Raw genomic sequence first — 21,127 nt, 5'->3', positions numbered from 1 at the left:
ATCATTAAGGGTCAGGTACGGCGGGCCGTCCGCCACACCGTCGGACAGCGCTTCGATCAGTGCGCCGAGGAACGCGGTGTGCCGCGCGCCCACAGGCGCCAGCGCGTGCTCGTCACGGCCGGCGGAGGTCAGGACATAGGCGCCGCTGACCTCGGTGAGTCCGGCTATTTCGTCGCCCTCGCCGAGCGAGCCGACCGCGCGGCCGGAGAAGCAGGAGTCGATAATGATGATCTTCGTGGTGGCCGGGCTGTCCCTGACGTATCGCCCGAGATTGCGGTAGGGCCACGCCGTATGCTCATGCCGTCCTGACTGCCCGCTCTCGCTGGTGGCAATGTAGAGCGTGCCGTCCGCATCCAGCAGGCCGTGCCCGGTGTAGCAGACCAGCAGCACATCCGTTGCTTCCTCGGTGACCGTCTGCAGCGCGTCGCCGAACGTCCTGGAGTCGGCAGGGTCCAGCAGGACCTTGATGGCCTCCTTCCGTATGCCGCACCTGGTGACCAGGCTTTCCGCGAGATCGCCCAGCGTGGTGGCGACTGCCGGGACGTCGGGAAGACGGGAACCGGCGGCGTGCGTACCCGTGCCGACGAGCAGCACGCGGGCGGAGGACAGGGCCACGCTCAGGAGTCGGACGGTTCGCCGCTGGCCAGTTCGCGCAGGGACGCCGGGTCAGGTCCGCCGGAGGTCCACTGCCCCAACTCGTTGACGACACCCCTGAGAGACTCGCCGTCCAGCGCCTTGACGCGCTGCGCCGAGAGACTGATCTCGGTACCGTCATCGCGCCGAATCGTGATCTTGGCACTTCCCGTTCGATGCCGTAGCCAGGTGACCAGGACTCCAGCGAAGACGCTCACGGCTCCGGCCGGTTCGAGCAGCAGACTGACGATCTCCGCGATCGAACCGAGCCTGCCATCCTCCGGCGGTTGGTCGAGCACGCGCGCCCGACCGGCCAACTCGGGTTCCGCTGCGAACCACTTGCGAAGCCCGAAGGCGTCATCACCGGGAGCTTCGCCTGTCACAACAACAGAAATCGCCGCCACTCGCCCATCATGGCGCACGTAGCCATGGTCGGGGCAAGACTGAGAGTCAGATGATCGTTGGCAATGGGAGGGGTGACCGACTTTCCGGGCCATGTTGCTGCATGCGATCTTGCTTGGCCAGGTACAGCTGCCCTCTCAGGGAGGCCGTGGCCGTTATGCGGGGCTCGAATGGCTCAGGCGCGGTCAAGGCACGAACACGTGTAGGCCACAACCCGAAGGCCGTTGGAGCGGGGCTGAGACTCCCAATACAGTTGGATGCGGCCTGGCAAGACTGGGCCGGTGTGCTCTCCCTCTCCGGGGCAGTACCACTCGGGCTACTCCGACCTGCCCCGTCTCCGCAACGTCAAGGTCGGAGAACTCCAGGCGCTCACCGAGAAGACTGAACCCGCCGAGGACCAGAGCCTCCTCAACGAGCTCCCCAAACTTGGCGGCCAGCCTCGCCAACCTCACCGAAGAATGGGCGTACCGCCTGACATCGTCCTAGACCTCGTCGGTCACTCCGACATCGAGGTCACCATGACGATCTACGCTCACGCCTCCCTGGACGAGAAGCGCAAGGCTCTCGGCAAGCTCGGTGACGCCGTGCAATAGTCCCTTGGCTGCACCTACCAAAGACCGCCCGGGCAGGGACGTCCGGGCGTTCACTGCTGTGCGAGCCGGTCCCTCACATGTTGCGGTAGAAGCGGCCGGTAGTCGTAGCCGAAATCGTCCAGTTCCGTCTGCACCCACAGAGCGGAGCGATCATCAGGTTCAAGCTCCCGCAGATGCCGTTTCAAGCTCTCCATCGCTCGCTGCTCCCGCTCTCGCTCGCTGCCCGGCCTGAAGTCGCCCGGAAGGTTGTGGCAGATGTCAGCGATCATGCGTATGTGATCGATCCGAGCGCGCGCTCTCAAGATCCTCGCTCGTCAGCTCTCTCTTGACGATGTGCGTAGTGGCACGTATCTCGATGAATGCTCGGGTCATGAGATACCGGACTGCTGTTCGGGCCGACATCCTCGGCTGCCGGCGTCGTAACCACCCCAACGCTCCACCACCTCTTAATCAGGCGAACCGTCGTCAGCGCTGTCGTCAGACAACAAAAATGCCCCGGAGCGGTAATCGCTACGGGGCTTTCTTGCTGTTCAAAGCTGGTGGTCAGGGGCAGGGTCGAACTGCCGACCTTCCGCTTTTCAGGCGGACGCTCGTACCAACTGAGCTACCTGACCCAGAGCGGTCCTGACGGGACTTGAACCCGCGACCTCCACCTTGACAGGGTGGCGAGCACTCCAAACTGCTCTACAGGACCTTGCTTTTGTTGCGTTTCTTTCTGTTTGCGCTCGCTTAGCTTACCAGCTTTCCGGTGGCCTTTCGACCAGCCGGTTCGCGGTGCGCCAGGCGCTCGCAAGTGCCCCCAACGGGATTCGAACCCGTGCCGCCGCCTTGAAAGGGCGGTGTCCTAGGCCGCTAGACGATGGGGGCTCAGGATTCCCTGTCGCCTTCCGTCGGAGACCTCTGAAGCATAGGGGACGATTGCCCTTGATGCCAAAGCGGCTGACCGGCGGTCGGTGACGCGGTGCCAGTGATCGTTCCCGTTGGAGACGGGGCGTTCGTTGGCTCCGGAGAAATCATACGTTGTGGGTCGGCCTCCACGTGACGCTGGATGTACACCGACTGCTCCCCCAGGCCGCCCAGCGTGATGTCGTCCCAGGCACGCAGACGGCGTGTCTCCCGGTCGAAGTACAGGACCGAGGCCTGTACGGGCGTGGGCTGGGCGTGTTCGAGCGCCCGCAGGCCGGCGCCGCCGGTCGAGCCCTGGACGAGCATGCGGGTGCCGGACGGCAGCATGGACGTCGACCGGTCATGCGTGTGACCGGCCAGGATCATGGGCGCGGCCCCGCTGAAGCCGCGGCCGACGACGGGGTCGTGGACGGCCACCAGGTCCGCCTTGTCCACCTTGGGCAGGTGCGAGCGGGCGAATTGTTTGAGCGCGTCCGGGTCGGAGTCGACGGCCACCGATTTGTCGGGGGTGAACCGGGGGTCGCCCAGGCCGTAGATGCGCAGGCCGGCGACCTTCTCCACCCTGTCGTCCAGGACCACGGCGTTCTTCTGCCTCTCGACGGCCCGCTGGGTGATCATCGAGTCGTGGTTGCCCCGTACGTACACGTACGGCACGCCGAGGCGGCTGATCTCGTCGACGAACTTGTTCTCCGGTTTGGTCCCGTGGTCGGAGATGTCACCGGTGTCGATGATCATGTCGACGGCGAACTGGTCCTTGAGCGAGCGGATGACGTTCCAGGCGATGGGGTTGATGTGGATGTCCGAGACGTGCAGGACCCGGATTGAATTGGGGTCGGCGTCGTACAGCGGCAGGGTCGAGACGGTGTCGTACAGCTTCGAGACGTTCGTGACGAGCTTGGTGAGCTGCGACCGGTACGACTCGAACTTCGTCACGATCGACTCCGCGCTGCCCACCAGCGACGGCGCCGCGGCGACCAGACCCGAGTAGCGCGGCTCCACGAGCGAGCTGGGACGGAACGTGAGGGCGGCCAGCGCCCCGGTGGCCGCGAGCCCCACAGAGGCCGCCAGAAGCCCCACCAGAGCCGTCCTGGGGCGCCTGTAGACCATCAGGACGGCGATCAGCGCCCCCGCCCCGGCACAGAGCATGCTGCGGATCGCCAGGGCGCGCACACCGTCCAGGAGGTCGCTCTCGATGAGGCCCGGCAGGCGGTCGGCCAGTTTGGGGTCCTCGATGAGCGCCTTGGCGCGCTCCTGGTCGATGTTCTCCAGGGTGATGCGGAGCCTGAGCGGGGCGTCGTGGGTTCGGAAGGTCAGCGTGCCGAGGGGGCTGGCGTCGACGACCGTCTCGCCGTTCCAGGCGGGTCTGAGCGACATGCCCGTCTCGACGGGGCCGACCTGGGCGTGCACGGTGCCGCTCAGGAAGATGCCCAGCCAGGCGCCGGCGGCGGCCACCAGGAGCACCGCCACGGCCCTCGTTGCGCGTGACCGAATGACTGCTTTCGACCTGTCAACGAACTTCATACAGTTTCTTGCATACCTGACCGACAGGGCAGAATGGCATGCGTGATCGAGGTTTCGCGGGAGAAGTTCGAGGAACTCGTGGCCGAGGCTTTGGACACGATCCCCGCCGAGCTCACCCGCGTCATGAGCAACGTCGTCGTCACGGTCGTCGATGATCCGCCAGAGCCCCACCTGCTCGGCCTGTACACCGGTGTCCCCCTCACGGAGCGCGGCGACTGGTACTCAGGTGTCCTGCCCGACCGGATCGAGATCTACCGCAATCCCATATGTCAGATATGCAAGACAGAAGAGGAAGTCGTTAACGAGGTGCGCATCACCGTTGTCCATGAGGTGGGACACCATTTCGGGATCAGTGATGACAAACTTCACGAACTGGGCTGGTGACCCTTTGCAGCTCGTTGACTTCTTTGGGTTGCGCCTTGCCTCATGATCGGGCACCTTAGGTCACATAGCGAACACGGTGAGTCAGGCGCAGCGGAGTCCAATGGAGGCCATGCAGGCAGGTAGGCCGCCGGGACGGCATCGCCGTGCCGAGACAGACCAGGCCACCTACGGCGAGGTCATCGCCATCCGGGAGTTCCGGGCACTCTGGTACGGCCAGGGCCTCTCCCTCCTCGGTGACCAGCTCGCCCAGGTGGCGCTCGCCGTCCTCGTCTACTCCCGCACCGGGTCGCCCCTGGCCACCGCGGCCGTCTACGCGCTGACGTACCTTCCGTCGATCGTCGGCGGGCCGCTGCTGGCGGGGCTGGCCGACCGGTTCGCGCGCCGGGGCGTCATGATGACGTGCGACGTCGTCCGGGCGGTGCTGGTCGGCGTGATGGCGCTGCCGGTGATGCCGTTCTGGGCGTTGTGCGTGCTGGTGTTCTTCGTGGTGCTGCTCAGCGCCCCGTTCTCGGCGGCGCGCGCGGCGCTGCTGCCCGAGGTGCTCGAAGGCGACCGGTACGTCGTCGGCTCGGCGTTGCAGAACATGACGAACCAGGCCGTGCAGATGCTGGGTTTCGCTGCGGGCGGAGCGATGATCGCCACCCTGGGCCCCTACCGGGCGCTCGCGCTCGACGCGGCCACGTTCCTCGCCTCGGCCCTGATCCTGGTCTCCGGGGTACGCCCGCGGCCGGCCGCCCGCCAGGACGGCGCGAAGCCGTCCATGTGGGCGATGACCAGGGCGGGAGCCCAGCTCGTCTTCGGCTCGCGCAGGCTGCGAACGCTTGTCCTGTTCGCGTGGTTGTGCGGCTTCTACATCCTTCCTGAGGGCATCGCCGTGCCCTATGCCGCCGAACTCGCCACGGGGTCGTTGCCGGTGCCCGTGATCACCGGTCTGCTGATGGCCGCGATGCCGACGGGCACGGTGGTGGGCGCGTTCCTGTTCAGCAGGTTCGTGACCCCGGCGCGGCGGCTGCGGCTGATGGGGTGGATGGCCATGCTGAGCTGCGCGCCCCTGGCCGTGACGGCGCTCCGGCCGCCGCTCGCGGTGGTGCTGGCCGCGTGGGTTCTGTCGGGGATCGGTGGGGCGTACCAGCTCGCGGCGAACGCGGCCTTCGTCCAGAACGTGCCGCCGGAGCGGCGCGGCCAGGCGTTCGGGCTGGTGCAGTCGGGGTTGATGGCCGTGCAGGGGATCGGGATCCTGGTCGGCGGGTTCGCGGCGGAGAGACTCGGTCCTGAGCTGGTGGTCGCGCTCTCCGGCATCACCGGAGTGATCGCGGCGGCCGTGCTCGCCCTGATGTGGACCGAGTCCCGGGACGACCGTGATGCCCAGGAGCTGCCCGCCCAGGCGCCGGCCTGATCACTGCTGCGGCTTGTGCTCGCCGGTCCAGTCGGTGGCGTTCCGCTGCTGCTGCTGCTTGCTGATCAGGTCCTGGACGATCGAGGTGTCCCGCTCCTCGTCCGGCAGCAGGAGCCAGCCGATCGCGTACAGGCCGACGCCGGCCCCGCCGAACAGGGTGGCGATGGCGAGGCCGACCCTGATCAGGTTCGCGTCGATGCCGACGTACTCACCGATGCCCGAGCAGACGCCCGCGATCATCCGGCCCTTGTTGGTGCGACGGAGCTTCTTGACGTTGTGCTCGCTGTATTCGTTCATGTCTCAAGACTGCCCCTGGGGCCGGTGTTAGCACATCAGGATTGTCCCTGGTAGAACCCTGGTAACCCCTTACGCGAGGAGAGGACCCGCCATGGACGATCTGCTGCGCCTCGACGACCGCCTCAACGGCGACCAGCGGCTGATCCGCGACACGGTCAGGTCCTTCGTCTCCGACCGCGTCCTTCCGCACGTGGGCGACTGGTTCGAGGAGGCCGTCTTCCCGGCGCGCGAGCTCGCGCCGGAGCTCGGCTCGCTCGGCCTGCTGGGCATGCACCTGGAGGGGTACGGGTGCGCCGGCACCGACGCGACCTCCTACGGCGTGGCCTGCCGCGAGCTGGAGGCGGGCGACTCGGGCCTGCGCTCGTTCGTGTCGGTGCAGGGCTCGCTGGCGATGTTCCCCATCTGGCGGTACGGCTCCGACGAGCAGAAGGAGGAATGGCTCCCGCGCATGGCGGCCGGCACGGCGATCGGCTGCTTCGGCCTGACCGAGCCGGACCACGGGTCCGACCCCGCCAACATGCGCACGTACGCCAAGCGGGACGGCTCCGACTGGGTGCTCAACGGCTCCAAGATGTGGATCACCAACGGCTCGATCGCGGACGTCGCCGTGGTGTGGGCGCAGACGGACGAGGGCGTCCGCGGCTTCGTCGTCCCCACCTCCACGCCGGGCTTCTCCGCCCCTGAGATCCACAAGAAGCTGTCCCTGAGGGCCTCGGTCACCTCGTCCCTGTACTTCGACGACGTCCGCCTGCCCGCCTCCGCCGTGCTGCCCGGCGTCACCGGACTCAAGGGGCCGCTGTCGTGCCTGTCCGAGGCCCGCTTCGGCATCCTCTGGGGGGTCGTCGGGGCCGCCCGCGCCTGCCTGGAGTCGGCGGTCGACTACGCGAAGACCCGCGTCCAGTTCGACAAGCCGATCGGCGCGTTCCAGCTCACCCAGGAGAAACTGGCCTGGATGTACGTCGGCGCCGCCCAGGCCCAGCTCACGGCCCTGCACCTGGGCGCCCTGAAGGACGAGGGACGCCTGGAGCCCCGGCAGATCAGCTTCGGCAAGCTGGCCAACGTGCGGGCCGCCCTGGACATCGCCCGGCAGGCCCGTTCCGTCCTGGGGGGAAACGGGATCACCCTGGAGTACCCTGTGATCAGGCACATGAACAATCTGGAGTCTGTGCTGACGTACGAGGGGACCCAGGAGATTCACACACTGGTGCTGGGGGAGGCTCTGACGGGGCTGCCCGCTTACCGGTGATGGAGGCGTCGCGGGCGGGGCGGTAATCTCTGTACCCTTGCTCGTGCGAGGGGCGTTAGCTCAATTGGCAGAGCTGCGGACTTTTAATCCGTAGGTTCCGGGTTCGAGCCCCGGGCGCCCTACCACCCTGCACCCCGCCTGACCTGCGATATCTCGATTCTCGCCCCTCTCCTGAGAGGCGAGAATGGCCAAGTTCATGCTCGCCGCATGCTCTTCGGCACGCATCCGGCACATCGACGACCGGACAGCGAGGCGGAATCACGGATCTGCCGTGCGGGCTTGGCCTGGCTCGTGGCCTCTCCCAATGCATGGCTCGTGGCCCGCCCTCTTACAGGTCCAGCCACCCTCTGCGGCGCAGGGAGGAGGCGCGCTGGCAGCAGAACGCGGAGCAGTAACGTCGTCGCTGGGTGAAGGCCCAACCGGATTCTGGTAGCGGTTGCGCGCAGACCTTGCAGCATCCGTCCGGAACGAGGGCTGCAAGGCTGTCTAGCAGACGATTCACACCTTCCATCTGCTCTGGCAGGGGGTCATCGTCAGCCCGGCATCCCTGATACCCCAGCAGTTGCGCAAACGCCGCGCGAAGCTGATCGAGATCGCGACGCCTGGCGCCCAGCAAGGCCAGGTAGTCCTCCAGCGGCCACGTAACCAACGTCCCCGCCCTGGATAGATAGACGCCGACCGCGTCGATCCGGTAGCTGTCGGAGTAGTCCATCAGAACGTACCCGAGCAGTTGGTACACGGTAGGTAGCGGGAAGTCGTGGACACGGCGGGTGCTCTTGATGTCGATCAGCGTCCCCGCGGTAATCAGATCGGCATCGGCAGAGAGGTCGGAGCTGCCGTCGAAGGTGGTACCTGACGCGCACTCCTCAGCCTGAGTGTCCAGGCGGAGTTGCTCCAGGGCGCTGTTCTGGGCGGCGTGCAGCTGGGCGAGCAGGTCGTCGACCAGATGACGATGGGGGACGGTCAGGAGCAGGTCGAGGGTGAACGTGGACGGCGCCGCGAGCGCGGCCTTGTAGAGCGGCGTATCAGGGAAGGCGAAGGGGTTGCGGAAGTTGAGGGCGTACCACGCGGCGGCTATCAACATGCGCGCCAGATGCTCTTCCTCTTCATCAGTACGGACCAACGGCCGGTCCCGATTGTCCAACTGCAGGATGGCCACGGTATCGGTCAACTGCTGAAGAAGCTGTGCGCCGACCTCAGCCAGAACCTCGATAACGCCGTGCCGCTTCCGCTCGTCGGCTGCGATACGGCAGTTGTCCCAGCCCAGCACCGTGGCGGCATCAACCGGCGAGACACAGGTGAAGGCAAGCCGGAGACGTTGATCCACCGCAGTACCGACCGTGCCGGCCTCGTAGCCGTGCGCCTGCCGATAATTCCATCCGTGCAGTTCAGGCGGCATGTGAGTACTCGTGGAGGATTCCGCCGAGCCGGTCTCGCCGGCGGATGGTCAAGCTCGCGATTCGCTCGGGATCGGTGATCGGATCTGGGACGGGACGCAGCGGGGCCGCCTGGGCCAGGGCTTGATGGGCGCGGTGCCGGTTGTAGAACTGTTCGTACTCGCGTAGGGCGTGCCGGAGATGGCGTTCGTTCCAGATTAGGCAGCGGTCGAGTAGCTCGCGGCGGCATGACTGCACCCACCGTTCCATGATCGCGTTCATCCGCGGCATCCGGATACCGGTGAGCATAGTCTGGATGCCGGTCTCGGCGAGGATCTCGTCCATGAGCGCAGGGAACTTCCCGTCCCGGTCGCGGATCAGGTAGCGGACCCGGCAGCCGGCGTCCTCCAGATCCATCACCAGATTCTTGACGGCCTGGGCGACCCAGTTCGCGGTCGGGTGTGCGGTGGTGCCGAGTACGCGGACGCGTCTGGTGGCGTGTTCGATGACGGCCAGGATGTACTGACGCTGCCCATCAAGGGTGACGGTTTCGATGAAGTCGCAGGCCAGCAGTGCTTCGGCTTGGGAGCGTATGAAGTCGGCCCAGGTGGTGGACGCCCGTTCGGGTGCCGGATCGATGCCTTCCTGTTTGAGGATCTCCCAGACCGTGGACGGCGCCACTTTGATGCCGAGCGTGGTGAGCTCTCCGTGGACCCTCCTGTAGCCCCAGGATGGATTCTCCCGGATTAGGCGCAGGACGAGGGCGCGGATGGAACGGACGGTTGGCGGGCGCCCGCGCCGCTTCGGCACGGAGGCACGAGCATGACACCGTTGCACGAGATCACGGTGCCACCGCATGACGGTGTCGGGCCGGACGAGGAGTCGCAGGCGACGCAGGACGTCACGGGGTAGCGGTGCCAGGAGGGCTGCGAGGAAGGCTCGATCCTCGGGCGCGAACCGCGCCCGGGCGCCGACGCCGAGTTGCCGTTCGAGGATCGTGATCTGGTGACGCAGGGCGAGAATCTCGACGTCCTTGTCCCGATCACCCATCGGGAGCAACCGCAGCGCCGCGAAGGTGTTCGTGACAGCGAGATAGGCCAGGCGAAGGAGCACGACCGGTCATCCTGCCGCACTGGCTCCTTTTCAGGAGTCGAAGCCTGCCTACGAGAGAAGCACTGCAAGGCCGTGACCTGGACGGATGGAGTTATCGGCAGGCACAGGGTGCCGAGTACGAAATCGCCACAGAAGGCGAGGACCTCGGGCGTCTGGTGGCGGTGACCGATGACGCGCGCAGCGAGCTCATCCATCAGGTCTTGCATACACCGGCGCCTGACATCACACACCGCGTCGAGCATGCGATCGCCTTATTCCGCAGCCGTTCCACCTCATTGGAGAGCAAGCGCTCAGCGATCGTCACACTGGCTGGCATCCTTGAGGAACGGCGACAGCTGATCCGTGATGGCATTGGCAAACCGGACGATGGGGCACTGTTCGAAATCGCCAACCGCTTCGCTCTGCGCCATCGGAGGGCCGACCAGTTCGGTGACTATGACCCCGCCTTCTTGGACTGGATCTTTTGGTGGTACCTGGCCACCGTGGAACTCACCAGCCGCCTGATCGTTGCCCGCGAGGCCTGATTCGCTCTCACACAGGCGACTCTTCAAGTCTCCACTGGAGACGATGTCAGGGCGCTAGAACAGCCGAGGGATCATATCCCGAGCGAACCAGAGCTTCGTGCAGCGCGGGGTAGCTGTAGTAGTCGCTCTCGCCTTCCAGCGCCCGAACGTTGGTCAGAAACTCCCCGAACACAGGGGCGCGCTGGGGGCCGAGGTGCGATGTTCTGTGGAACAGGAGAACGGCGAGTTGCGGCATATCTGCCGCGGTCCGGCAATCTGTATTTTCCAACCAGCCGTTCAGGGCCTCTCGCAAGGTCTCGATGGTGAGGAAAGGAGCGTGCTGTACGAGCATTCGCCCAGCTTGCTCGCCCGAACGCCAGTTGCCGGCTTCTTCGATGAATTGGATCGCTGTCGGTACGAAGTACGGGTCGGGGTGAACGGAGGCTACGCCAAGGCGATGCGTCCACGGCAACTCGGTGAACCGCGTTTCCAGCCCTGACATCCGTTCGCGCGCGTACGGGCTGCGGACCACGGCGAAGGCGGAGGCCGTTGCGGGTGGCAGCGACTCCCACCCGGCGGCGGTGGGCAGCTTGGCCACCATCTCTTGGAGTCTTGTGGCCAACCCCTGGTCTACCATGCTCCAGAAGAAGTCCTGATCTCCTAGTCGTACCAAGGCGCGCAACTGCGCGGCGCCTTCGAGCACCTGGAACCTCTCGCTTTGTGCGGAAACCGCCGAGCTGACCAGTTCTCGGTCCCTCTGGGCGAAGGCGATCAGAGCCAGAGCCATCCGGTCAGAGTGCTCAGCGGCAGGCAGGCGCCCGCCGGGATCGAGCTCGAGGAGGGCATGCTTGGCGGCGAACCCGATGAGAGTCTTGCGAGTCGCCGAGCGGACTCGGTCAAAGAAGGTGGCCTGCATGTGCGGATGCGTGGGCACGAAGAATGGATCGCAGATATAGGTACTGAACTCGTCGAGAACCTTGCGGCCCTGCGTCGGAGGATGGGTGAGCAGCGTCGCGAGCGCGACGGCCAGGTGGCCCCGGGCGATTTCTGGGCGAGGCTCGTAGACGTCCCCGAGCGTGCGGAGCGAGGGATGGGCGCAGAGGTTGCGATCTTCGCGGATACGTTCCAGCTCGCGTGAGCCGATCGAGTCGATGAGTTCGAACTCCACCGCCTTGTCCAGCAGGCTCGCCTCGATGTTCTGCATGGCTCGCACCCCGTCCTTGCTCAGCCCCTTTTTCTGGGCATCGGCCAGAGCGGCGCGGAACGAGACAGCCTGGCCGTCGCCGTCATCGGCCAGCCGGACGAGCTTGGTGATGATATCGGCGGTAACGGCGCTCCACGTCGTGGTGATGCAGGCGCGGATCGCGCCGGCGTTGTAGCAGCGCCAAGCCTCCTCGACCAGCGGTCGAACATCCGGACTCCATACCTGGCCGATCAAGCTCTCCACGTCTGCCACCACGCCATTCTTCACCAAAGCGGGCCACACCAAGAACATCTTGGGCATTCCACGCCCCCGGACTCTGACCCGTTGGTACAGCCAACCCCCGGCTCACCACATCCTTCATCCACAGATGCAACGGTGAGCCGTCATGACTTCTCCGGCAGGTGCCACAGTGGCAGCGAACTCCCTCTTTGGCAGTCTCGGGTGAGACATCGGCCGGTAGTTGCAATGAAGTCTTCACTGAAGTCTGCTGAGGGTATGTCGAGACGTCTGCTGTCTGTTGAGCACACCAAGATCCGGGCGCTGCGCGAGCAGGCTGGACTCACGCCACAGGAGCTTGCTGATCGCGTGGGGGTCACGTATCGCCTGGTTGTGTACTGGGAGGAGGGCAGGTATGTGCCCGAAGCCAGAAACATGCGACGTCTCGCTCATGCTCTCGGCTGCGCCACCACCGACCTCACGGGTACACGCAGCGGAACCGAGATGTTGGTTGACCTCAGGTATGCCGCTGGTCTCACTGCGGAGGAGGCCGCCACCCGACTTCGCGCCACTACCGTCGGCGGTGAGCTGTTCGTGGACGCCCACAAGATCCGCAGCCTGGAGCGGAATCGCCAGGTGTCTGGGTGGAACTGGAGGAAGCCGGAGTGCACGGGCCGGCTTGTGCAGCAGTTGGCCGCCTTGTACGAGGTGCCAGTACGCATGGTCATGGACGCGTGGATGCGTACTCGGCCCATGGATGAGCCTCCGAGCCTGCCCGAACATGAGCGACACGGTCCGCCGACCTCAGCTGTCGAGGGCTGGGAGGGCTTGAACGATCGACAGCGGGTCTATCTCGGCGAGATCCTGCGAGACGACCGGATGACCGAGGCTGAAATGTGGATGCGCCGTCAGAACCAGGCCCGGGTTCCACCGGCCAGGCTGTGGCGGAGGCTACCGTTTTCCCTCGACGCACCCGCCAAGCTGGTCGGACACACTCGCCTGCAGTTGCGCCTGCGGAGCGCTGGCGTTCACGATCAGGGCGCCGGAGCTACTCTCCACACCCTGGAGCGACTGGGCTTGGTCAAGGTGGCCAAGGACCGCGTGGAGATTCCCGGGGTCGGCGAGGTAGATCGCACTCTGGTGGAGATCACTCGCAGGGGACGTGCCTGCGCACGTGCTGGGCTGGGGGAACCTGCAGAGTCGGCGACACCCGCACATCTGCTGTCCGAATGGCTGTGGGGCGTCCTGCTGCGTGTCGCCAGCACCGGCGTAGAGGGCCTCCATGAGAGCGAGTTGGCTGGTAAGTCTTTGTTCTATCTGGCTGTCGGCTACAGGCCCAAACGGCAAGCGCACCCCAGCAGAGGATTCATCGAACTGCGCCCCCGAATGGCGCCAGGTGATACGCACGTCCTTGAGTACCGGTGGCACGCCACTGCGCTCGGACGGCAGCATATTGCCGCTTACCATCACATATACACAGATATCTATCCAAATGTAGCCCCTCCACCTTAGTGATCATTTAGGGCCGCCCGAAGCTGTTCCGGCTTTTGTCGGACCCGTGCTCTACGGTGTCTCCCGTGACGACCCATGCCGACGATGACGGCCTGACGTTCTCTCATTTCGAGGCGTTCCGCCTAATCAACTTCACCTTCATCAAAGCCTGCGAGACGATCGCGACCCCGGGCCTGAATCCGAGGCACCGGGCCGAGAAGCTGATGCAGTATCACGGCGATCTACTCGCCGCCTACGGCCCTGGAGTGCCGTTGTCGTTCGGCGAGTTCCGCGAAAGACTGCGCGGCCCGATCGACGGCCTGCTCCCGCCGTGGCTGGACCGCTCGGACTTCGACGATCTCAACTTCCCTGTCGTCGATGCCGAGGGTTGCGTCACCGCCGACGCCTTCGACCTGCAGTGGGAGATCTCTCAGCTGCACCGGATCTTGAAGCGGCTTCAGAGGACCGGCGGGATGCGGTTTACAGAGGCACAACTCCAGGACGAGATCGATCAGGATCAGATGTACGAGATCCTCAAAGGCCGCGGCGACACCCAGTACGTCAAGGACCGTTCCACGCTGGTGGAATGCCCTGCTGGCACGGCCGCTGAGCTGAACGGGCGCGGCCTACCTCTCAACGCGATCGCCTATTACGAGGCGATCCCCTACCACGCCATCTATCGCACCTGGTGGTACCCCTGCACGGTGTGTAAGTGGCCCATGAAGATCAGCAAGCGGATGAGTGCGGGCCGCGAGTACTACCGCGTCGCCTGCCTCTACGCCCGTCACGCAGAGATCGGTGCCAGCTTCATGTTCCGGCCGACATCCGGAGATGCGCCACAGCTGCACTCTGACAGCCCCGACACTCCCGCTCCGCGCGAGGCGGCACTCGCGCTCGGCGCTGTCGGTGCCGTGCCAGAGGCGAGGCCAGTGGAAGGACATCTGGCCCTCAAACGCGGAGTGTGGCGATACACCTGCGTGCCTGGCCTACACGAGTTGCGGTTGCACTCCGTCTTGCGTGAGCGGCTGGCCGCCAATCATGCAGATGTGGACGAGGCCGTCAGGCTCTGGCCGATGAGCGATGCGTACGACCATCGCATCGAGGTCAGAGGCCCCGACGGGAGCACTCACGTCTTCACCGTGGATGTGAAGGATTACACCCATGGCCGTGTCCTGGCGCAGAGCCTGCATCGCAATGAAGGTGACAAGGGCGGCGCCGAATGGCTCGTCGTTCCCGACCACCGAGCCGACCAGATCCCTCTTCTCACTGTGACCTGCGACAAGTACAGAATGAAGGTCGCGACCATGACCGACTTTGCCCAGATGGTCTGCCGGAGCGCCGGGGTGGAGTGGGCATGAGTCAGATAACCGCCAAGGACGCTTTCATCCATGCCGCGCTGGCTCTCGCCGCCGAATACTTCCCAGAGCAGGATGACAACGGCAAGCCTGTGGCCTCCTTCCGCCACGCGGCTTTCTTCGCCAGCCGCAAGCCACAGGCGTGGGAGCGATGGAACCAGCTGAGCAATGAGGAACGGCTGCTCGTGGCGGAGGTGATGAACCTCGGCAATCCCGACCTCGTCGACGAAAACCGTTTCGCTACCGCCGCGCGGATTCTCCTTGGAGCCCTGGACTCCGAACACGAGGATGAGGAGATCCCCCTCAACCTGTTCACCCTGGTCGGGGATCCGCTCGCCGCGACAGCTGCCCATCCCCATCTGGGAGAGGACTACCTCGGCTACGCCAATCGCCTTCTCGCTCCCTTCCGCCGACCCAGCAGCCGACGCAAGCCCCACGAGTTCGCAGCGCCGGGCAAGACATACGAGACGAGCGAACGCACCGAAGGCAATGAGATTGTTCACGGGCGCGTCACCATCCCCCGCTTTCCCGCTTTCACTCAGCCGCTGGGCCACGATTCGCTTCCCGCCATCACCACCCGCCCTGGCCTGGGTTCGGTCCGAGTGACCGTCCAGGAACTCAAGGACATCGCACAACTCCTGGACACGCAGTACGACGGCACGAAAACAGGCCCCTGGCTGTACAAGGTGCTGACAGGTCTGCTCGACCGGCTCAAGGCTCGCGATACCGACAGCGTCGACGTGCTGGACCTCCTGACTGGCCGAACGCAGATCTTCCATGCACCCACGGGAACCGGTAAGTCTGTACTGGTTCGCCTCCTGGGCTCTTGGGCCGCGCTTAACGACTACCGCGTCGCCCTCCTCGTCCCCGACGTCAAAGCCACGCTCGCCTCGGCCTGGGATATCAACCGCGACCTGGAGATCTTGCACAGGGAAGGCAAGATCAGCCATCTCGCGACGTGCGCCCCACTGATGTCGCCGTCCTCGCGGTACGAGCGGGCCCTCAAGCATGCCTCTTTGGTCAAGGAAGACCCCGAGGCCCCCGGGAAATGGGGCAAGCGAGGGCACCGTGACGTCGATCACCTCGCCTACGGATGCGCACAGCAGCACTGGCTCGAATCTGCCGGCATCTACCGTCCCGGCAGGGAGAACTGCCTCAGTCTCCACAGCGGCGGACAGATATTGGCCTGCCCCTGGATCCCGACCTGCGGCAAGTTCACGCCCGCCTACCAGGCCGCCCATGCCACAGTGATCGTCACGAATCACCATAACTTCATCCAAGGCACCATGCGGGTTGGCATCCAGATCGATGGACGCCCGGTCCGTTCTGTCACCGTCCGCGAGTTCGTGCTCCGCGCCAGTGACTTCGTCATCATCGACGAGATCGATGCCTTCCAGTCCGTCGCCGTAGATCGGTGCGCCACCACAGTCGACCTGCACTCCCGGCGCCCGTGGACCGCAGAACCGCAAATTCTCGACACCGCGGCCAAGCATCTTCCCCTGCGATACGAGGACCAGCTCATTGAACCGGTCAGCCACGTCCGGCTCATGGCAGAGTCATTGCTGACCGGACTGTGCACCAAGGTATTCCGGCTCAACCACCGCGACGACTCTAAAGTCCCGAGACTGCGTCACGAATATGACTACGAAGGATGGCGCCTAGCTCGCGCCAAGGACCGCGAACTCATACGCCTACTCTTCCCCGAACACCAGGTAGGCGACGGAGAGCCGCTTCCGATCGAAGCTATCGATCGGCTCAACGCTCTCGTCCCCGCCCCCGACTTCGGTGCAGACGACGAGGCAGCCCTCACACCCATACTTCTGGACCCCGAATGGGAGCGCGTCAGGCGCATCCTAGGCACAGCCGTGTCACCACGCGGCATCAACCAGCGCGACGAACTCAAACTCAGGCTGCACGAGGCGCTCACGCCGGTGATCAGCGACGGACGTGCACGCAGCTGGGCCATCGACCACCTCCTCATCCGTACCTTGATGAGCGAACTGGACTGGTCTCTTGCCCAGCTACGCGACATCGCACAGTCTCTGCGCCACTCCGACCTACTCTCCGCCAACCGCATCATCGACACCATGCACTCCGGCGGCATCGCCGACGTCCTCCCGCATGGAATGATCGGCAGGCCGATAAACGGCTATCGGGTCACCGGCATGAAGAACCCGGAGAAGGACGCCAAGCTTTCCACGCAGCATATGGCTGGCGACCCGCACACCTACGTATCGGAGCTCGGTGGGCTGGTCTCTCTGATCACTGCCGGCGTGGAGCGGCCTATCTTCGGCCTTTCGGCCACTGCCTACTTCCCCCAGGCGGTCAAGGAACACGTCCACGCGCCCGTCATGTGGTGGATGACCGACGCCCAAGAGGAATCGATCTTGGTTGAGTCCTCGGCTGTCACCTATGGGGAGGGGCACAGAAAGGCTGGGGAACGCATCCCGATCGCTGGCCAATTCCCTTCGGACAAACCCGAAGCCCTGCGAGAGATCGGCGAGCGCCTCTACGAGACAAAATTGTCTAAGAAGCTCGCACGCCTGGCCAAGACTGAGACCGATAAGGATCGTGCACGAGTGATCCTTACAGCCAACAGCTACGAGCAGTGCGGCCACATCGCCACCGGCCTCGCCAAGGCGAAAGGGCTCTCTCACAAGGTGTGCGTCCTCGTTCGGGAGGAAGATCGTCTCAGCAACGTCCGCCACCTCCCCGACCCGTCGCTGGTCCGCCGCATCACGGTCGAAGAGGTGGAGGAATTTCCCCATTTCGGCGACATCCTGATTGCTCCCCTGGCTAACATCGCCAGAGGACTTAACATCGTCGTCAATCTTCGTTCAGCCATCCACTCCATCTATTTGTGCGTGAGGCCCCCGCTGATCATCGATGATCCTGCTTGGATGTACGGCAGCGTCAACGCAGCTGGCATCAACTCACTACCCACGTCAGGTGCCGCAGATCCAATCGAGGTTCTGCAAACGGCCCGCACCACAGCACGAGATCACCTGGCCACCATCATGCGTTCCTCTCCGCAGCTGTCGACCATGGACCTCATCCTCCAGGAGCAAATGGTCGCCGGAATGCTGGTGTCCCTCATCCAGCTCGCTGGCCGAGCTCGACGCGGCGGCACCAATATGGAACTGCACTTTGTGGACTATGCCTTCCACGATGAGACCTGGAGTTCCGACCTGGCCAGCATCATCGAACGCATGGCCTCGCGGTGGCTGCCGGAAGAACGCCGGCAGATGACCGAACTGTACGGCGAAGCGGTCAACGCCTTCCTAGCCTACGCAGGCGTCGACCTCACCCTTTCCGCATAGCCCAGCGCTTCATCCCGAAAGAGTCACAGCATTGAGCGACAGCACTGCTGCCCTTCCGCGGGCCCTCACCCTGCGCTGTACCCCCGAACTCGTTCAGGGTCAGAAAGTGTACGTACGCAACTTCCCGCGGAGCGTGCGTGACGAATGGGAGAAGCTGAGAGGGGAAGGGGACGATGAGAAGAGGAACCTGCCTTACTCAACCGCCATCACTTACCTGAAATTCAAAACCGGCGGCTACGTCCACCTCGACCGGGGCCTCGACTTCCTGGTCTCGCTGGAGAAGATCGACGACGACACCCTGCGTCATGTTTTCCGATGCATCGTCGGCTACAGCAGGGGGCTGTCCACCGATCAGGCCATCCTCCTAGACGTCCCGCCGGTGGCCGAGGCCATCGCGAGCACATCTGAGGTGGAGTTTGAGATGGCGCGGTTTCTCAGACCGATGCAGGGCAGGCAGCCTAAGTGCCCTGACTGGATGTACGTGGCTGTGCCTTGGGTGGTCTCCAGGAAGCTCGCTGAGCAGAAGTTCACCATCTATGACCTCGTCCCGATCACTAAGCAGGTTCCTGCCAAGGAGACGGACGGCTCTCTCAAATTGGACACTGACGGCCGGCAAGTCTTCAAGGACCACACGAAGGGCTGGAAGGCCAACCCGAACAAACGGGAGGTCGCATACCTCCCCGACAGTAGTGGTGGGCTCATCGCGTGGGACCACCCCTTCGGGCGCAAGTACAACATTCGTGACGACGGGACCGTGGTGAAGGACGCCACCGCAGCCCAGTACGCAATGTCCAGATTCTCGGTGGTCATGAAGACCGTGCCTAACGTCGTCGACCCCGTCATCTTCCTGGACGCGCACGTTACACGCGTCCACAGCAACATGGTCTTCGCCAAGTCGACGAACATCTACCAGGGCAGCGAAGGTCTTCCGATCCTCTACACCGAACTGGTGCGCAGCGGTAGCGTCCGAGAAGTCAACCATCGGGCGCTGGAGTTGCTCGCGCGCGACAAGATGGACGTCAGTCTTTTGCAGGAACTTCAGGCGCGCGTCACGCACGAACGGACTGTGCTCGAGAAGGCCGCCGCAAATGGGGAATTCCCATCGTTCATCACTCCCGACGCCGGCACTATCCGCCCCCTCATGCCGAAGAACGAAAACTTCGCAGTGGGCACGGGACCAGGGACCCTTCACCTGCGGCTTCTCGCGGAGCATGTCACCAAGGTGCTCGGAGAGAAAGCCAACTGGGTGAGCTTCGCGGTGGAGCCGATGATCTTCGAGCCTCGCCCCACCGACAAACAGAAGATGTCCTCTCAGGAACGGGCTCAACGGATCGAAGACGGCGAGCTCCTCCACAGCATCGGCTTTCCCTCACCCGAGGAGATTGCCGCTTCCGTCAGCGCTCAAGGCTTCGATCACTTGCGGATCGTCTGCCTCTGGTATCGCCACAGCACCCGCCTGCGCATGATCAATGCGCTGTCCTTGGCCTTCCCGGACGGCGCGCCCATCGGTGATCCGCAGTCAGGCGAGGAGGTCTTCCTCGTTCCCGGCATCAGCGTGGTATTCCGCAAGGCGGAGCGTTTCCTGTCGCACGGCGACGACATCAACCGTATCGAGGAGTTCAGATCCTTCGAAGGTGATTTCGCTGGTAGCGACTCGAACGTGATGGTCGCTGCCTGGTGCGAGACCGAGATCCCGCTTGTGAAAAGGAGAGAAGGAGAGAAGCGGAACGCATACTTGCTCCGAAAGGAGCAGTATGACGGGAAATTCCAAGTCCGCCGCCTGCTGGCCAAAAAGGACTTCGTCTGCCAGTTCACGAAGGGGATGAAGCAGGGGTCGTTCGGAAATCTCGCCACAGAGATCAGCCCGCCGCTGCCGGGGAAAGATCACGCCGCTTACATGGCACTTCTGGATCTGTATCGCTCCCTCGGCATCATCGACCAGCGCCTAGCACGAGCCATCGCCAAGGACAAGAAGGGGAAAGAGGCCGGAAGTATCGTCTACTGCGGCATCCACGTGCGCCGACAGGCCAAGACGGTCGACGACAAACAGACCAAGCGAATCGTCCTCGCCACTGCCCTGTTCCCTCCTGAAGAGGAGGGCGGTGTCTGGACAATGCGAGCGTGGACACCGCTAACGGGATCCTGGGTGCCTTACCGAAAGGCGATCACCGCTTTCCACGCCAGTGACTACGCACTTCATGTCGACGGGAAGGCCAAAACGGACAAGGAACGCTGGGCAGAGGCAGCGGCCCACGTCGAAGACGCCCTCGCCAGCCTCGTCCGCGACGAGTTGGAACCCGACATGAGGTACGTCGTCATGGTCGATGGGCCTGCCTGCCGTCGAATGTGGACGGGCCTACACAACGAGAACCAGAGCTACGACGAAGATGACATCAGCGATCCGCGCACCTGGCTGCCAGGGCATGGCAAGGGTAAGAACGCACCGCGCAAGAGGCCGAGCGCCGTCATCCGGATGAACGTCGAACCTGAAGAGGTGCCCCAGTACGTTCCTGTTGCTCGTGAGAGCGACTCGGACACTGAGCCGGATTCGATCGCTTTCACATCGGCCAAGCTGCACCGGGCCGAGGTGGACTTCGGAGACCCTTTCTGGGTCCTCTTCAACGTCCCGCGCAACTATCAGGCAAAGGGCGGAGACCTGGGCAGGACCTTCACACGCTGGGACGCGGATCCGGGCAGGGCCGGCGAGGTCGGGGAACGGGAGACTAACCAGCTCAAAAGCCCGTGGTATGCCATGACGGCAACCGAGATCTACCCTGTTGGTATCGCCAAGGGCGTCGACAAGACGATGCTTGCTCGCGCGACCGCACGTCTGTGCCACCAGACCATCGCCTGGTCTGACCGTTCCCGCTATCCCGTGCCTCTTCATGCAGCGAAACAGATGGATCTCGACCATCCCCAGTACCGACGTTCAGCACCACCCGAGGAGCAGGAAGACGATGCCGTCGGCGAATAGGTTGCGCTAACTCGACTGCCGAACCAGCTATATTCGGAGAACTGGCCCACGGCTGATTCGGTAGTCCAGACTGCAGGTGAAACAGTCCAGATCACACGATCCCGTTTCGGCAAAGGCGGGGCTGGTAATGATTGGTTGCTCGGCGGTTGCTCATTGGTATGCGATACGGGGCAACATCGCTGACCACCAGCCGGCAC

At 64.2% G+C, this 21,127-nt stretch carries 17 protein-coding genes and 4 tRNA genes; 10 read left to right on the top strand and 11 right to left on the bottom strand.

Annotated elements, in window-relative coordinates; genetic code table 11:
• Both ACWCSD_RS04095 and ACWCSD_RS04090 read right to left on the bottom strand, forming a co-directional pair.
• Positions 1-594: caspase, EACC1-associated type (locus ACWCSD_RS04095; RefSeq protein WP_449912981.1), on the bottom strand; the 594-nt coding region annotated here is incomplete at its 3' end.
• Positions 595-617: 23 nt separating this feature from the next.
• Complete coding sequence (locus ACWCSD_RS04090) at positions 618-1,037, bottom strand: effector-associated constant component EACC1 (protein ID WP_449912980.1); 420 nt, start codon at positions 1,035-1,037, stop codon at positions 618-620.
• A gap of 456 nt (positions 1,038-1,493) precedes the next feature.
• Between ACWCSD_RS04090 and ACWCSD_RS04085 the strand changes: the two genes are divergently transcribed.
• On the top strand, positions 1,494-1,628 hold the full coding sequence (locus ACWCSD_RS04085) for a hypothetical protein (RefSeq protein ID WP_397155852.1): 135 nt from the start codon (positions 1,494-1,496) through the stop codon (positions 1,626-1,628).
• A gap of 50 nt (positions 1,629-1,678) precedes the next feature.
• Here ACWCSD_RS04085 and ACWCSD_RS04080 read toward each other — a convergent pair whose 3' ends face one another.
• The 5 genes from ACWCSD_RS04080 to ACWCSD_RS04060 all read right to left on the bottom strand — a co-directional run bounded on the left by ACWCSD_RS04080 (position 1,679) and on the right by ACWCSD_RS04060 (position 4,001).
• Entirely contained in the window at positions 1,679-1,897 is a 219-nt protein-coding gene (locus ACWCSD_RS04080) for a hypothetical protein (protein ID WP_397155851.1), read from the bottom strand.
• Positions 1,898-2,165: 268 nt separating this feature from the next.
• A tRNA-Phe gene (locus ACWCSD_RS04075) sits at positions 2,166-2,242 on the bottom strand.
• A 5-nt stretch (positions 2,243-2,247) separates the two neighbouring features.
• Positions 2,248-2,322: transfer RNA gene (locus tag ACWCSD_RS04070), tRNA-Asp, on the bottom strand.
• Positions 2,323-2,422: 100 nt separating this feature from the next.
• Positions 2,423-2,495 (bottom strand) — tRNA-Glu (locus ACWCSD_RS04065).
• A complete protein-coding gene (locus tag ACWCSD_RS04060) occupies positions 2,496-4,001 on the bottom strand; it encodes a metallophosphoesterase family protein (RefSeq protein ID WP_449912978.1) in 1,506 nt (501 codons plus the stop codon). It lies immediately after the preceding tRNA gene.
• An 87-nt stretch (positions 4,002-4,088) separates the two neighbouring features.
• On the opposite strand from ACWCSD_RS04060, the gene ACWCSD_RS04055 reads away from it, so the two are divergent.
• Entirely contained in the window at positions 4,089-4,439 is a 351-nt protein-coding gene (locus ACWCSD_RS04055) for a metallopeptidase family protein (protein WP_397155847.1), read from the top strand.
• A gap of 109 nt (positions 4,440-4,548) precedes the next feature.
• Positions 4,549-5,835 (top strand): MFS transporter, encoded by a 1,287-nt coding sequence (locus ACWCSD_RS04050; RefSeq protein ID WP_358296775.1) that lies wholly within the window; start codon positions 4,549-4,551, stop codon positions 5,833-5,835.
• Here the strand turns inward: ACWCSD_RS04050 and ACWCSD_RS04045 are convergent, their stop codons facing one another.
• Positions 5,836-6,132: a PspC domain-containing protein gene (locus ACWCSD_RS04045; RefSeq protein WP_352360963.1), complete on the bottom strand. Its 297-nt coding sequence runs from the start codon at positions 6,130-6,132 to the stop codon at positions 5,836-5,838.
• Between the two features lie 91 nt (positions 6,133-6,223).
• Here ACWCSD_RS04045 and ACWCSD_RS04040 point away from each other — a divergent pair, with 91 nt between their 5' ends.
• Together ACWCSD_RS04040 and ACWCSD_RS04035 are read left to right on the top strand one after the other, a co-directional pair.
• The gene (locus tag ACWCSD_RS04040) at positions 6,224-7,378 is read left to right on the top strand and encodes an acyl-CoA dehydrogenase family protein (RefSeq protein WP_352360961.1); all 1,155 of its coding nucleotides are present in this window, start codon (positions 6,224-6,226) and stop codon (positions 7,376-7,378) included.
• A gap of 49 nt (positions 7,379-7,427) precedes the next feature.
• Positions 7,428-7,503: transfer RNA gene (locus ACWCSD_RS04035), tRNA-Lys, on the top strand.
• A 203-nt stretch (positions 7,504-7,706) separates the two neighbouring features.
• On the opposite strand, the gene ACWCSD_RS04030 is transcribed toward ACWCSD_RS04035, so the two are convergent.
• Both ACWCSD_RS04030 and ACWCSD_RS04025 read right to left on the bottom strand, forming a co-directional pair.
• Positions 7,707-8,777 carry a hypothetical protein gene (locus ACWCSD_RS04030; protein ID WP_449912974.1) on the bottom strand — a complete coding sequence of 357 codons (1,071 nt, stop codon included), beginning with the start codon at positions 8,775-8,777 and terminating at the stop codon, positions 7,707-7,709.
• Entirely contained in the window at positions 8,767-9,867 is a 1,101-nt protein-coding gene (locus tag ACWCSD_RS04025; protein WP_449912973.1) for an integrase core domain-containing protein, read from the bottom strand. The genes ACWCSD_RS04030 and ACWCSD_RS04025 overlap by 11 nt, the downstream gene beginning before the upstream one ends.
• 155 nt (positions 9,868-10,022) lie before the next feature.
• Between ACWCSD_RS04025 and ACWCSD_RS04020 the strand changes: the two genes are divergently transcribed.
• Positions 10,023-10,391 (top strand): hypothetical protein, encoded by a 369-nt coding sequence (locus tag ACWCSD_RS04020; protein WP_449912972.1) that lies wholly within the window; start codon positions 10,023-10,025, stop codon positions 10,389-10,391.
• 46 nt (positions 10,392-10,437) lie between these two features.
• Here ACWCSD_RS04020 and ACWCSD_RS04015 read toward each other — a convergent pair whose 3' ends face one another.
• On the bottom strand, positions 10,438-11,874 hold the full coding sequence (locus ACWCSD_RS04015) for a hypothetical protein (RefSeq protein WP_449912970.1): 1,437 nt from the start codon (positions 11,872-11,874) through the stop codon (positions 10,438-10,440).
• Between the two features lie 195 nt (positions 11,875-12,069).
• Here ACWCSD_RS04015 and ACWCSD_RS04010 point away from each other — a divergent pair, with 195 nt between their 5' ends.
• The 4 genes from ACWCSD_RS04010 to ACWCSD_RS03995 all read left to right on the top strand — a co-directional run bounded on the left by ACWCSD_RS04010 (position 12,070) and on the right by ACWCSD_RS03995 (position 20,930).
• Positions 12,070-13,302 carry a helix-turn-helix transcriptional regulator gene (locus ACWCSD_RS04010; RefSeq protein WP_449912969.1) on the top strand — a complete coding sequence of 411 codons (1,233 nt, stop codon included), beginning with the start codon at positions 12,070-12,072 and terminating at the stop codon, positions 13,300-13,302.
• Positions 13,303-13,367: 65 nt separating this feature from the next.
• Positions 13,368-14,639 carry a restriction endonuclease-related protein gene (locus ACWCSD_RS04005; protein ID WP_449912968.1) on the top strand — a complete coding sequence of 424 codons (1,272 nt, stop codon included), beginning with the start codon at positions 13,368-13,370 and terminating at the stop codon, positions 14,637-14,639.
• Complete coding sequence (locus ACWCSD_RS04000; RefSeq protein ID WP_449912966.1) at positions 14,636-17,956, top strand: hypothetical protein; 3,321 nt, start codon at positions 14,636-14,638, stop codon at positions 17,954-17,956. Before ACWCSD_RS04005 ends, ACWCSD_RS04000 begins: the two co-directional genes overlap by 4 nt.
• 31 nt (positions 17,957-17,987) lie before the next feature.
• Positions 17,988-20,930 carry an RNaseH domain-containing protein gene (locus ACWCSD_RS03995; protein WP_449912964.1) on the top strand — a complete coding sequence of 981 codons (2,943 nt, stop codon included), beginning with the start codon at positions 17,988-17,990 and terminating at the stop codon, positions 20,928-20,930.
• Positions 20,931-21,127: the final 197 nt, after the last annotated feature.

The sequence above is a fragment of the Nonomuraea sp. NPDC001684 genome (assembly GCF_053596515.1).
Note: the sequence above shows the minus strand (reverse complement) of the source record. Positions and strands in the feature narration are given on the sequence as shown.

Coding starts and splice junctions, on each gene's coding strand:
- ACWCSD_RS04085 (WP_397155852.1), top strand. CDS start 1,494: ATGGGCGTACCGCCTGACATCGTCCTAGACCTCGTCGGTCACTCCGAC.
- ACWCSD_RS04080 (WP_397155851.1), bottom strand. CDS start 1,897: ATGATCGCTGACATCTGCCACAACCTTCCGGGCGACTTCAGGCCGGGC.
- ACWCSD_RS04055 (WP_397155847.1), top strand. CDS start 4,089: ATGGCATGCGTGATCGAGGTTTCGCGGGAGAAGTTCGAGGAACTCGTG.
- ACWCSD_RS04050 (WP_358296775.1), top strand. CDS start 4,549: ATGCAGGCAGGTAGGCCGCCGGGACGGCATCGCCGTGCCGAGACAGAC.
- ACWCSD_RS04045 (WP_352360963.1), bottom strand. CDS start 6,132: ATGAACGAATACAGCGAGCACAACGTCAAGAAGCTCCGTCGCACCAAC.
- ACWCSD_RS04040 (WP_352360961.1), top strand. CDS start 6,224: ATGGACGATCTGCTGCGCCTCGACGACCGCCTCAACGGCGACCAGCGG.
- ACWCSD_RS04030 (WP_449912974.1), bottom strand. CDS start 8,777: ATGCCGCCTGAACTGCACGGATGGAATTATCGGCAGGCGCACGGCTAC.
- ACWCSD_RS04015 (WP_449912970.1), bottom strand. CDS start 11,874: ATGCCCAAGATGTTCTTGGTGTGGCCCGCTTTGGTGAAGAATGGCGTG.
- ACWCSD_RS04010 (WP_449912969.1), top strand. CDS start 12,070: ATGTCGAGACGTCTGCTGTCTGTTGAGCACACCAAGATCCGGGCGCTG.
- ACWCSD_RS04000 (WP_449912966.1), top strand. CDS start 14,636: ATGAGTCAGATAACCGCCAAGGACGCTTTCATCCATGCCGCGCTGGCT.